At 67.4% G+C, this 12,102-nt stretch carries 13 protein-coding genes; 6 read left to right on the top strand and 7 right to left on the bottom strand.

The window, feature by feature from the left end; translation table 11 throughout:
- Window positions 1-53: 53 nt before the first annotated feature.
- The gene (locus tag RM532_RS03415; RefSeq protein ID WP_311651738.1) at window positions 54-1,334 is read right to left on the bottom strand and encodes a TRAP transporter large permease; all 1,281 of its coding nucleotides are present in this window, start codon (window positions 1,332-1,334) and stop codon (window positions 54-56) included.
- Window positions 1,328-1,894, bottom strand: a complete 567-nt coding sequence (locus tag RM532_RS03410; protein WP_311651737.1) for a TRAP transporter small permease — start codon at window positions 1,892-1,894, stop codon at window positions 1,328-1,330. The genes RM532_RS03415 and RM532_RS03410 overlap by 7 nt, the downstream gene beginning before the upstream one ends.
- A gap of 152 nt (window positions 1,895-2,046) precedes the next feature.
- Here RM532_RS03410 and RM532_RS03405 point away from each other — a divergent pair, with 152 nt between their 5' ends.
- Window positions 2,047-2,931 carry a lipid kinase gene (locus RM532_RS03405; RefSeq protein ID WP_311651736.1) on the top strand — a complete coding sequence of 295 codons (885 nt, stop codon included), beginning with the start codon at window positions 2,047-2,049 and terminating at the stop codon, window positions 2,929-2,931.
- Here RM532_RS03405 and RM532_RS03400 read toward each other — a convergent pair.
- Genes RM532_RS03400 through RM532_RS03390 form a run of 3 tightly spaced genes read right to left on the bottom strand, consistent with a single transcriptional unit; the run spans window position 2,910 to window position 4,769 of the window.
- The gene (locus tag RM532_RS03400) at window positions 2,910-3,899 is read right to left on the bottom strand and encodes an NAD-dependent epimerase/dehydratase family protein (RefSeq protein ID WP_311651735.1); all 990 of its coding nucleotides are present in this window, start codon (window positions 3,897-3,899) and stop codon (window positions 2,910-2,912) included. The two genes, RM532_RS03405 and RM532_RS03400, sit on opposite strands and share 22 nt — an antisense overlap.
- Before the next feature lie 10 nt (window positions 3,900-3,909).
- Window positions 3,910-4,455, bottom strand: a complete 546-nt coding sequence (locus tag RM532_RS03395; RefSeq protein ID WP_311651734.1) for an HD-GYP domain-containing protein — start codon at window positions 4,453-4,455, stop codon at window positions 3,910-3,912.
- On the bottom strand, window positions 4,452-4,769 hold the full coding sequence (locus RM532_RS03390; protein ID WP_311651733.1) for a hypothetical protein: 318 nt from the start codon (window positions 4,767-4,769) through the stop codon (window positions 4,452-4,454). Before RM532_RS03390 ends, RM532_RS03395 begins: the two co-directional genes overlap by 4 nt.
- 127 nt (window positions 4,770-4,896) lie before the next feature.
- Here RM532_RS03390 and RM532_RS03385 point away from each other — a divergent pair, with 127 nt between their 5' ends.
- A complete protein-coding gene (locus RM532_RS03385; RefSeq protein ID WP_311651732.1) occupies window positions 4,897-5,577 on the top strand; it encodes an epoxyqueuosine reductase QueH in 681 nt (226 codons plus the stop codon).
- Window positions 5,578-5,720: 143 nt separating this feature from the next.
- Here the strand turns inward: RM532_RS03385 and RM532_RS03380 are convergent, their stop codons facing one another.
- Window positions 5,721-6,092 carry a DUF4168 domain-containing protein gene (locus tag RM532_RS03380; RefSeq protein WP_311651731.1) on the bottom strand — a complete coding sequence of 124 codons (372 nt, stop codon included), beginning with the start codon at window positions 6,090-6,092 and terminating at the stop codon, window positions 5,721-5,723.
- Window positions 6,093-6,251: 159 nt separating this feature from the next.
- On the opposite strand from RM532_RS03380, the gene RM532_RS03375 reads away from it, so the two are divergent.
- From RM532_RS03375 to RM532_RS03360, 4 genes are all read left to right on the top strand, one after another.
- Window positions 6,252-6,758, top strand: a complete 507-nt coding sequence (locus RM532_RS03375; RefSeq protein WP_311651730.1) for an RNA polymerase sigma factor — start codon at window positions 6,252-6,254, stop codon at window positions 6,756-6,758.
- Window positions 6,758-7,552: an anti-sigma factor family protein gene (locus RM532_RS03370; RefSeq protein WP_311651729.1), complete on the top strand. Its 795-nt coding sequence runs from the start codon at window positions 6,758-6,760 to the stop codon at window positions 7,550-7,552. The genes RM532_RS03375 and RM532_RS03370 overlap by 1 nt, the downstream gene beginning before the upstream one ends.
- An 89-nt stretch (window positions 7,553-7,641) precedes the next feature.
- Complete coding sequence (locus tag RM532_RS03365; protein WP_311651728.1) at window positions 7,642-8,823, top strand: cation diffusion facilitator family transporter; 1,182 nt, start codon at window positions 7,642-7,644, stop codon at window positions 8,821-8,823.
- Window positions 8,824-9,110: 287 nt separating this feature from the next.
- Window positions 9,111-10,523, top strand: a complete 1,413-nt coding sequence (locus RM532_RS03360) for an OmpA family protein (protein ID WP_311651727.1) — start codon at window positions 9,111-9,113, stop codon at window positions 10,521-10,523.
- 20 nt (window positions 10,524-10,543) lie between these two features.
- Here RM532_RS03360 and RM532_RS03355 read toward each other — a convergent pair whose 3' ends face one another.
- Window positions 10,544-11,908 (bottom strand): glutamate--cysteine ligase, encoded by a 1,365-nt coding sequence (locus tag RM532_RS03355; protein ID WP_311651726.1) that lies wholly within the window; start codon window positions 11,906-11,908, stop codon window positions 10,544-10,546.
- Window positions 11,909-12,102 lie beyond the last annotated feature (194 nt).

Here is a 12,102-nt window from a genome sequence, read left to right as displayed (position 1 = left end):
CCAGGAGCAGACAACAACCGCGCATCCGCATGAGGGGAAGCCTCCGGTAAAAATCAATACAGCAGGTTGGGCAGGAACAGCGCAATCGACGGAAACGCGATCAACAGCACCGTCGCCAAGGCGAGGATCGCGATGAACGGCGGCGTGCCCCGGATTACGTCCAGATAGGGCCGCCGGAAGATCGCGATGGCAGTGAAGATGTCGCAACCGAACGGGGGCGTTGCCGAGCCGATGGCTGCCTGCAGTACAACCAAGGTCCCTACGTGTACGGGATCCAGCCCGGATGCGGCGATCAGCGGCGCGAAGATTGGCGTAAGCACCAGAATCACCACGATCGGATCCACGAACATGCAGCCGACGAAATAGGCCAGACAGATCACCGCCAGCGCCAGCCAGGGGCTGTCGCCGGCTGCCTGGATAAAGTCGCCCAGCACCATGTCCGGAATGCCGGCGAACGAGATCATCCAGGAAAATGCCGCCCCCGCCGCCACCAGAATGAACACCACCGAGGTAATCAGCCCGGTGGATAGCGCGATGCCCGGAATATCGGCGATACGCACGGCGCGGAACACGGCCACCTCCAGGATCAGTGCATACAGCACGGACACCGCCGCGGCCTCGGTGGGGGAGAAGTATCCGGAATAGATGCCACCCACCACGATCACCGGAAAACCCAGCGGCAGGCAGGCTGAACGCAACGCCCGCAGGCGGTCGCCCCAGCTGGCCCTGGGCTCGTGGGGAATGTCCTGTCGGCGGGCCGCCACCCAGCAGTAGAGCGAGAACAGCGCCAGCACCAGCAGGCCGGGCCCGATGCCGGCGATGAACAGCTCGCCCACCGACACCCCGGCCACCACGCCGTAGATGATCATCCCGATCGAGGGCGGAATCAGCAGGGCGATATCCGAACTGTTGATGATCAGTGCCATCACGAAGCTGTCGCGATAACCGGCCTTGAGCAGCCGTGGCCGCAGCGGGGCGCCCATTGCCACCACGGTAGCCTGGGTCGATCCGGATACCGCGCCGAACAGGGTGCAGCTGGCGGCGGTGGTGATCGGCAGCCCGCCCCGCATGTGGCGCACGAAGGTATCCACCAGGTCCAGCAGGCGGTTGGCGGTGTGGCCCTTGGTCATGATATCCGCGGCGAGGATGAACATCGGTACCGCGGTGAGCACCACCGGCTGTACGCCGCCCACCATCTGCTGGACCAGCAGCGCCGGCTGCAGCCCGGCAAAGAATCCGAACAGCAGTGCCAGGGCGGCCCCGGCCAGGGGCACCATCATCGGGAAGCCCAGCGCCAGCAGGACCAGCATTACCGTGACCACCAGAATCACCATGACGCGGACTCCGGCGCCACCTCGTGGTAGGCATCCGGCTCGGTGAACGAAAGCCAGGTGCCCTCGGTGGTCAGGTTGCGCCACACCGTCAGCAGATATTGCGCCGCCCCCAGGAACAGGCCCACCGGCACCGATAGCTGGATCAGGAACAGCGGCACCCGCAGGGCCGGGGTGACCGTGCCGGATTGATACAGCTGCTGCACATGGGCGATGGCGAACCAAGTGAGCAGCAGCAGCAGTGCCGCCGTGCCCGCCGCGATTATCACCATCAGCGCCTTGCGCATCCGGCCGCGGAGCTGGTCGTAGAACGCGGACATGCGGATGTGCCGGGCCCGGCGCACGCCGTAGCCCAGCCCCATGAACGTCACCAGCACGATCAGTCCCTGATTGGCCTCCTCGGCAAACGACATGCTGCCGTCCAGCAGGTTGCGGCTGATGACGTTGGCGATGTTGAGCAAGGCCATCGCCAGGATGCCCCCGACAAGAATGCCCTGTTCCAGACGCTCCACGGCGCGGTCCAGCAGGCGGAGCGGGGCCAGTCCCCGCGCGGGTTGTATCATCGGACTTGCCGACATGGGTTGCCGGACAAGCCTAACCGGCCGGGGACCGGTTGGCGCAAGTCCGGCCCGGACGATTGACGCTGCGGGCCGGTTGGGGTTGACTGTGCGCCGCTCTCCCGGCCGTCCGCGCCCGGTATGATAAGGAATCCCGCGTGACCGAACGACAGGCGCTTCTGCTGATCAACCCCAACAGCCGCAGTGGTGCGGGCGGCGCCGAGGCGCTGACCACGCGGCTGCGGCAGGGCGGGCTCGGCGTGATCCAGGTTGCCCCGAACGGGCCGGACAACATTGCCGCCGCCATTCGTGAGCACCGGCAGCGCATCGACCGGGTGATCGTCGGAGGTGGCGACGGGACCGTCAATGCCGCGCTCCCCGGGGTCGCGGCAAGCGGCCTGCCAATGGGCGTATTGCCGCTGGGCACCGCCAATGACTTCGCCCGCTCCCTGGGTGTGCCGCTGGAGCCGCTAGCTGCCTGCGACGTGATTGCCGCCGACCATGTCCGCCGCATCGATCTGGGTGAATGCAACGGGCGCTATTTCGTCAACGTGGCTCACATCGGATTCGCGGTGGAGATCGCCCGCCGCTCCGACGGTGACACCAAGAAACTGATGGGGCCACTGGCCTATCCGTATGCCGCTTGGACGGCGTTTCGCACCCGGCGGCGGTTCACGGCCGAAATCCGCGGCGATGACGGCCCCTGGCGGCGGCTGCGGGCGATTCAGGTATCGGTGGGCAACGGGCGATTCTACGGTGGCGGCATTCCGATCGCTGAGGATGCCGCCATCGATGACGGCCGGCTCGATCTCTATGCCATCCCCGCCCACCGGGACGGGTCCCTGCTGGCGATGATTCCGGCCCTGCGGGTCGGGCGCACCCGGGAGCACGGCCAGATCGAGACGCTGGCGGCGAGCCGCATCGAGGTGCGCACGCGGCAACCCAAGACCATCGCGGTGGACGGCGAACCGGGCGGCAAGACGCCGGCCAGCTTTCGCGTGCATCCGGGGTTGCTGGCGGTTTACGCCCCGCCTGTCGACTGATCCGCCATTTCGGCCAGTCCGGCTTCCCGGGTGACCCGGCCGACGTAGCCCAGTTCGCGGCGGGCCAGCGAATCATCGATGGTCACCGGCGAACCGAACAGGGTTACCAGCAGCCGGCTGACGGGCGGCGGACTGGCCAGGCCCAGGGTGTTCCAGATGGCATCGCACACATTAGCCGTCGCTTTCGCCACCGGGCGCGGGATGGAGCGGGCGGGCGGCGCCACACCCAGGGTGGCCAGTTCCGCGGTCAGGAAATCCCGATAGCGGGCCGGCTCGCCGTCAGTGGCGAAGTAGCAGCCGCCCGGACGGCCCTTTTCCGCGGCCAGCAGCAGGATTTCGCAGAGATTGCGCACGTGGGTGGTGGCGCGCGGATAGTCACCGCCGCCGATCCACATGAAGCGCCCGCTGGCCACCGCGGCGGCGATCTTGGGCAGCACCGAGGTATCCCCGGCGCCCCAGACCGAGGTCGGGCGCACGATCACGGTTTCCAGCCCGTGGTCTCCGTTGGCGGTTTCTACCGCCGCCTCGGCCCGGGCCTTGGTGCGCGGATAGCGGGGCAGGGGGTTGGCCGGCCGCGGCCAGGTTTCATCCGCGTTGTGCAGATGACTGCCGTCCGCGAGCACGGCCTCGGTGGAAACGTGAATCAGCCGCCTGACGCCGGCCGCCGCCGCGGCGATGACCGCCTTCGTGCCGCCCACGTTGATGTGCTCATAGTCGGCCGGGTCGCCCCATTCCTCCACCTTGGCGGCGGCGTGGAACACCCACTCGCAGCCGGTCATGCCCCGTGTCAGTGCGGCCCGGTCGTGCAGGTCGCCGCGCACGGGTTCGGCCCCCTCGGCCGTGACCGCGTCCGCGGCGGCATCCGAGCGCGCCAGGGCGCGCACGGAACAACCCGTATCGATCAGGGCCTTGATGAGATTGCGGCCGATGAAGCCGCTGCCACCGGTGACGAAGACGGATCGGGTCATGACGATGTCCTCACCACTTGAACATCGGGGCGGGCTGCAGCGGATGGCGCACGATATGCGCCCCGAACAACCGGATCAGTCGGCGGTGGAAGCGGTGATGGGGCAGTTCGGCAACCAGCGCCCGGTAGTCGCGACGGGGAATGCCGAAACGGATCAGGCCGAGGCTGACATCGATCAGGTCCGCCCGCCGGAACGGTTCGGTCAGCGCCGCGTGTTCGTCGCGGCAGCCGCGCACGCGATGGTGATTGCGGATCACCGCGGCCACGGCATCGCCGCGCTGGCTGTCGTTATGATCCGCCAGCCACGCCCGGGCCCGGTCGACGGACGGCTCCAGGTAATCCAGCGTGCCGTCGCTCCAGATGCCCAGGTCATGGAAGGCGGCAGCAATCGCCAGGCTGCGGCGCTGGTCGTCGTCGAACTCACCCAGCCGCAGGGTCAGGGCCAGCACCCGCTGTGCATGATTGCGGTAGGCCGGATAGGCGTCCCCCAGAGCCGGCCGCCAGGCATCCAGGATCTCGTCGATCAGCGGCTCGATGCGGCTCGCGGTGTCGTTCATGTCAGCAGCCCGCCGATGAAGGCACCGATCAGCAGCGGCACCATCTGGAACGCGATCAACACGAACACCCCGGCCCCGGCGATCAACCCGATGACCGGCAGGCCGGTCAGCGCCGTGCCCATCAGGAACAGCAGGCCGGACAGCGCTAGCGCCGGCAATACCGCGGCCAGCAGCCCGGCTCCGACACCGCCGGCCGTGCGGCCGCCGACGATGCCCGCCAGCAGCGGGCCGAGCAGGGGCAGCCAGAACAGCAGCAGCGAAATCACTGCCATCCAGATCATGCCCATGAGGATGCTGCCTTCGTTGTCCGCCATATTGCTGCCTCCTTCGCAATTTATTCAGCCCGGGCACCTTAGCCGGTTGCCTGACGGGGTGCCAGCGCTTTTCCGGGTGCCGGCTTACTGGCATCATTATCGCCAATTCGCGGCTCGAACAACGTGCATGAACCCCTATAACGAACAGGATTATCAGCGTCCCGCCCTGGAAGCGCCGGATGGCGCCCGCCAGCTGTTGCTGCATTCCTGCTGTGCCCCCTGCGCCGGCGAAGTGATGGAGGCGGTGAAGGCGTCGGGCATCGATTTCACCGTGTATTTCTACAACCCGAACATCCATCCCCGCAGCGAGTACGAGCAGCGTAAGGACGAGAACATCCGCTTCTGCGAGGCCCTCGACGTGCCCTTCGTGGATGGTGACTACGACACCGACAACTGGTTCGACCGCATCCAGGGGCTGGAACAGGAGCCAGAACGGGGTCGACGCTGTACCGTCTGCTTCGACATGCGCTTCGAGCGCACCGCCCTGTATGCCCACGAGCACGGTTTTCCGCTGATCTCCAGCACCCTGGGCATTTCGCGCTGGAAGAACATGCAGCAGATCAACCAGTCCGGCGTGCGGGCGGCCTCGCGCTATTGTCAGGTTGACTACTGGACCTTCAACTGGCGCAAGAAGGGCGGCTCGCAGCGCATGATCGAGATTGCCAAGCGCGAGGCGTTCTACCAGCAGGAGTACTGCGGCTGCGTGTATTCCCTGCGCGACACCAACCGCCACCGGCTGGCCGGGGGGCGCGAGCGCATCCAGAAGGGGGTGAAGTTCTACGGCCGCGACGAGATCGGCCGCAACTGAGCATGGCATTCCTGCCCGGGATCTGCGCCGGCAAAAAAAGAGCCCGCGATCGATGGGCAACCGCGGGCGAGCGAGGGACAGACAGGTAAACTGGTGAATACCGGCCACGGCAGGCGCCGTGTGCCGGCATCCGTTCTTCTTGTTTAGCGCATGCCCTCGATCTTCTGGGCCAGCTGCGGATCACTCTGCGCCGCCTGGGCAATCGCGTTATAGGTGGACGGGTCGAGGCCGGCGTCGTTCACGGCCTGCACCATTTCCTGATTGGCCTCCTGGCGCATGCTGGCCTGGGCCTCCGGATTGTCCGCGTTCTGCATCTTCTGCTGGTAGTCCTGGCTGATATCGCTGACCTCGGCCTGCGCCTCGACGAAGGATTCAAGCTCGGCCTTGTCGAAGTCCTTGGCCTGGGGCGCCTGCTGCTGGGCCGGCTGCTGCTGGGCCACGGCGGCACCGGTTGCGCCGAATCCGAGGATGGCGGCGAGCGCCATGTTGCGAACCATGCGATTGTGAGAAGACATTGATGGATTCTCCGATTGCAAATTTGCGACCCGCCTGATGGCGCGGTCACGGGAACAACAACACCCGGGGCGGATCGGTTCCCTGGCAATGCGACAGGAACCGATGCGGTCCCATTCCTGTTGTTATGGCAGGCGATTGCGATACGGAGCGGCCGGGCAATGACATTCGACCAGCGACTGGCGGCGGAGCTTCCGCATCTGCGGCGTTATGCCCGCGGGCTTTGCGGCGATCCGTCGGCAGCCGACGACCTGGTCCAGGACTGCCTGGAACGGGCCATGCGCAAGGGCCATCTGTGGCGGCCGGTGGGTCGCCTGCGTTCCTGGCTGTTCAAGCTGTTGTACCGGCTCTATCTCAACAGTCGGCAGACCGCGACCGCGCGCCGCGAGACCACCCATCCGGACCCGGCCCGCGACCAGTATGTGTGGCAGGACGGGGAAATGGATGTGCGCTGCCGCCAGGTACTGGCCCTGGTAGATCGGCTGCCGGCGCCGCAGCGCGATGCGCTGTTGCTGATGGCGCTGGAACAACCCAGTTATCGGGAAGCGGCGGCGATTCTGGGCATCCGCGTGGGCACGCTACGGTCACGTCTGGCGCGGGCCCGGGAAGCGCTGCGCGATATGCAGGAACAGCGCGAGGCACCTCGCGCACTGCGGAGGGTCAAGTGATGCGTTCACCGGATAACATCAGCGACGAGGAACTCAGTGCCTTTGCCGATGGCCATCTGCCGCAACGGCGGGCGGCGAAGGTGGCGGCCTACCTGCGCCGGGACCCCGCGGCGCAGGCGCAAGTCAATGCCTATATCGACCAGGACCGGCTGATTGCCCGGGCGTTTGCCGACGCACTCGAGGCGCCGGTGCCGGCCCGGTTGCAGGCCGCCAACCCGGGCGGCAGCCGCCGCCGCTGGCCGACGCCGGCCCTGGCCGCGGCAGCACTGCTCTTGCTGACGGCAACGCTGGTCTGGTGGTCGCTGCCGCAGTCCGGGCAGCCGGCGCTCACGCAGGTGGCACTGGATTCGTTCCGGGAGTCGCCGTCGGTATCGACGGCGTCGGGCCCGATGCCGGAATTCCAACCGATCGGTTTCGAGTTTGCGGGCGCCCGGATGCTGGATGCGGCCAGCGTCACCGAGTATCGGTTCACCAATGCTTCGGGGCAGCGAGTCGGGCTGTATGTGGCGCCGCGGGACGATGTCGACGCGGCCGCCTACCGCGTGGTCCGGGGCGATGGCCTGAACGTTGTCACCTGGCAGTCGGCCGGTGAACAGTACGCTCTTGTAGGCGAGCAGGATGTGGCCGGGCTTACCACCCTCGCGGTCAATTCCCGCCGGCCGTCGTCGACCACGCCGATTCAGGTGGCGGGTCCGGATCAGCCGGCGCCGGGCGGCACGCCAACCGGACCGCAAGCCGTTCCGACCGCGGAACCCCGGGACGCGGTGATCAGCACGGTCGACGATCCCGGGTAGCCCGCGCCGGGAATCGGGCCGCCGTCCACACGGGCGGCCCGGGCTGACGGTATAATCGGTACCGTCATGGTCTTTTTTATCCCCCGGACATGAGCCAGCCGCTGGCCGATGCCGAGTCCCGCCCGGCGCGGGGCGGCCTGCGCCTGGAAGTGCGTCGCAAGCAACGGGCGACGCTGGTGGGAGCGGCCGTCAACCTGCCGCTGGGTCTGCTCAAGCTGATCGCGGGCTATTTCGGCCGGTCGGAGGCGCTGATCGCCGACGGCATCCACTCGCTGTCGGATCTGGTCAGCGACGCGGTGGTGCTGGCCGCCATCCGGGTCGGGGCCAAATCGGCCGATCATGATCATCCCTACGGTCATGCCCGCATCGAGACGGTGGCGACCGCCTTCGTGGGCATGCTGCTGATCGTCACCGCCGGTTTCATCGCCTGGAACGCCGGCACCGTGCTGCTGGGCGGGGCGGCGCCGGAGGTGCCCGGCTGGCCGGCGCTGGCCGCGGCCGTGACCTCGCTGGTGCTCAAGGAAGGCCTGTTCTGGTACACCCGCCATCAGGCGCGCCGGACGCGCTCGTTGTTGCTCGAGGCCAACGCCTGGCATCACCGCTCGGACGCGGCGTCGTCGGTAGTCGCGGTGGCGGCGGTGGCCGGCAGCATGGCCGGCATGCCGTTGCTGGATGCCGTCGGCGCGGTGTTCATCGCCATGATGCTGGCCGCCTTCGGCTGGCGCTATGGCTGGCAGAGCCTGCGCGAACTGGTGGATACCGGGCTGGCGCCGGACCGCCTATCGGTGGTGCGTGATCACATCGGCGATGTTCCCGGCGTGCGCCGGATGCGCCGGCTGCGCACCCGTACCATGGGCGGCCACGCCGCCTATGCCGATGTGGGGGTGATGGTGGACCCGTACATCAGCCTGAGTGAGGCGCATCGGATCAGCGAGGAAATCAGCGACCGGCTGGTCTCCCACGTCGACGAGATCGCCGACATCTGCATTCATATAGAGCCCGACGGCCACGAGGATGCCCCGGCCGCGTTCGATCTGCCCCTGCGCACCGAACTGATGGTACGACTGCGCGAGGCCTGGGCGGACCTGCCCATCGCCGGTCACATCGAACGGGTGACGCTGCATTATCTCAATGACTCGGTCGACGTGGAGGTGCTGCTGCCGTTCGAACAGGTGGAACTGGTGGGCAGCGTGGCCATGGTGCGCAGCCGCTTCGCGGCGGTGGCGCGGCAGGTTCCCGGGGTACGCGCCATCCGGCCGTTGTTCCGTTAGCCGGATACGGCACCCTCTGATCGCCGGTATTACGGTTTATCACCTTGCTGGCCCGGCGCCGCCACGGTGTGTCTCGCGCGCCCATGCCGGCATCGTTGATCGGGGCGCGGGCGCCAGTGATTACGCGTCATTCGCAGAATCAATGACCTGGCATCCGCAGCGCATTCCACCAGGGCCACCGGTTCGCCGGATTACTGGACCCGTGCGCCATATTTCGGTAACAACGGAACCGGGTAGCGATCCGACAACCGCCGCAGAAGCGGGGGAACAACGCGCGGAGGCGAGGTATGCGGGGACTGATTCCGTGGGGCCTGACCGGGGTGCTTGCGGCCATGGCGGTGGCCGGCTGGATGTTCTTTCATTTCGAGCGTGAATCCCTGGCGGAGACGAAGGTGCAGGCGCAGGCCCGGCAGGCCGAGCTGCAGGATTCACTGGCGGCACGCGAGCAGGCGTTGCGCGAACGCCAGGCGACCATCGACAGCGTCGAGCAGCGGCTGGCCGATCGCGAGGCGGCGCTGGACAAGCGCACCGAGGCATTGCGCGCGGTGGGTGAGGAGCTGGAGGCCGCCGAATGGCGTCAGGACCGACTACGTTCGCGGCTCGGCAACCGTGATGAGCGACTGGACGAGGTCACGTCCGTGGCCAGCGAACGCGAACGGGAACTCGAGGTTCAGCGCGACCTCAATGCCCGGTTGGAAAAGGAATACGAGGCGCTGGCGGCCCGCAGCCGCGAGCTTGCCGGTGAGCTGGAAACCGTCAGCGATCAGCGCGACGAGTTCCAGAGCGAACTCAGTGACGTCCAGGGCGTGCGCGAGGACCTGCGCGCGGAACTGGACACCATCGTGGCCGAGCGCGCCGATCTGGCGGCACAACTGGAGAGTAACCGGGAGAAGCGGGCGTCGCTGTCCGAGCAGCTGCAGGCAGTCAACGAGCGTATCGATAGCCAGTCGACGGAGCTCGAAACAACCGAGGAGCAGCGCACCGCGCTGGCCGAGGAGCGCGAGACGCTGGCGGCGGAACTGGCTGCGGCGGAACAGGCCCGATCAAGCCTGCGCGACGAGGTGGCGACCACCGACGAAGCGATCCGCACCAAGGAAAGCGAGGTGGAACAGGCACGGGAGCAGGCCGCCGCGCTGGAAACCGAACTGGACTCGGCAAACGAGTCGATCAGCTCGCTGGAGCAGCGCATCGCGACGCTGCGCCGGGAACGCGAAGCCGAACAGGCCCGCTTTGATCGCCAGCGGGAGGAACTCAGGACCGAGCTGGAACGCCGCGACGTCACCATCGACCGGCTGCAGGAACGCCTCACGGTGGTGCGCCTGGGCGCGGACCTGCTGTTCACTTCCGGTGCCGCGCGGCTCAAGGACAGCGGCGCCGAGACCCTGGGCCGGATCGCCTACATCTTCGAGAACTACCCGGAGCGCATCATCCGGATCGTCGGCCACAGCGACGATCTGGACATCAGCAAATGGCTGCGCTGGCGTTTCCCCAGCAACTGGGAACTGTCATCGGCCCGGGCGGCCAGCGCCGCACGCTACCTGATCGACGAGGCGGGCATCGACCCGGCGCGCATCCACGTCGTCGGTCGCAGCCACTACGAGCCGGTGGCGGACAACGACACCCCGCAGGGTCGGGCCGAAAACCGGCGTCTGGAGATCCAGTTGCTGCCCCCGAATTACGGCCGGCACGTGGTCGACTGAACCGGCGCGGCCCGAGTGCCCTAGTAGGCGAAATCGGTGTAAACGGGCGCCACCGACTGGTGCCAGCGGCCGTGGTAGCGCTCGAGCAGTTCCTCGGCGGGCGTGCGGCCGGTTTCGGCGATTTCCGCGATCTGGTCCAGGTAGCCGGTTTCGTCCTCGCCGTTGGCATCGCGGCACCCGCGGGCCCGCAGTCCGTCGGTGGCGATGGTTACCACGTCCTTCGCCAGCGCCTGGAGCGTGGTGTTGCGAAACGGGGTCTTGAGGGCGGTGCGCGGCACTTCGTCGCGCAGGCGCTGGCGTTCCTCGTCGGTCCAGTCCCGCACCAGCGCCCAGGCCGCTTCCAGTGCGGCGTCGTCATAGCAGAGGCCGGCCCAGAGCGCGGGCAGGGCGCACAGCCGCCGCCAGGGGCCGCCGTCGGCGCCCCGCATTTCCATGAACTTCTTCAGCCGTACCTCGGGGAAGATGGTGGTCAGGTGGTCGTCCCAGTCGCCGATGGTGGGAATCTCGCCGGGCAGCGCCGGCAGCTTGCCGGCCAGGAAATCGCGGAAGGACTGGCCGGAGGCATCGATGTAGCGGCCGTCACGAACGACGAAATACATCGGCACGTCCAGGGCGTAGTCGGCATAGCGCTCGAAGCCCATGCCGTCGGCGAACACCCAGGGCAGCATGCCGCTGCGGTCGGGGTCGGTGTCGGTCCAGATCTGGCTGCGGTAGGACAGGTAGCCGTTGGGCCGGCCCTCGGTAAACGGGGAGTTGGCGAACAGGGCGGTGGCAATGGGTTGCAGGGCCAGCCCCACCCGCAGCTTCTTCACCATGTGTGCTTCGTCGCCGTAGTCCAGGTTTACCTGGACGGTGGCGGTGCGCAGCATCATGTCCAGCCCGAGGTCGCCGCGTTTGGGCATGTACTCCCGCATGATCCGGTAGCGGGACTTGGGCATCCACGGCATGTCCTCGCGCCGACCGGTGGGCACGAAGCCGAGGCCCAGCATGCCCAGCCCCAGCTCGGCGGCCACCGCCTTGACCTGTCGCAGGTGCTCGTGGACTTCGTTGCAGGCCTGGTGGATGGTGAACAGCGGCTCCCCGGCCAGTTCCAACTGGCCGCCGGGTTCCAGCGTGATGTGGCAGCCGTTCGAGGCCAGCGCCACAGTGTGGCCGTCCTCCTCGATCGGCGACCAGCCGAAGCGCTGCAGGCCCGCCAGAAACGCGCCGATGCCCTGTTCCCCCTCGTAGGGAACCGCGCGATGATCATCCAGCCGGAAGACGAACTTCTCGTGTTCCGTGCCCAGCCGCCAGTTGTCCCGCGGCTTGCAGGCGGACTCAAAGTATTCAATCAGTTGCCGACGATCGGTAATCGGCTCGCCGCCGGACTGTGAGGGTGCGGACATCGCGCACTCCGGGATTGAAGGAGCGCAGAAACTAGCATGGTTTTCCGGGTCCGGCCTAAGGTAATTACCAGTACCGGAACCGGCCTTCGCTGCCGCTGCCGCTGCCGGTCGCGGCTGGCCCGTGCTACCGTTTTCCGCGCTCCGCCGAACATCGGCCGGGGCCGGTTCACTCAAACATCACCGGGAGCCCGCCA

The sequence above is a fragment of the Spectribacter hydrogenoxidans genome, from assembly GCF_031846275.1.
GTDB classification, from domain to species: Bacteria; Pseudomonadota; Gammaproteobacteria; order Nevskiales; family Salinisphaeraceae; genus Spectribacter; species Spectribacter hydrogenoxidans.
Note: the sequence above shows the minus strand (reverse complement) of the source record. Positions and strands in the feature narration are given on the sequence as shown.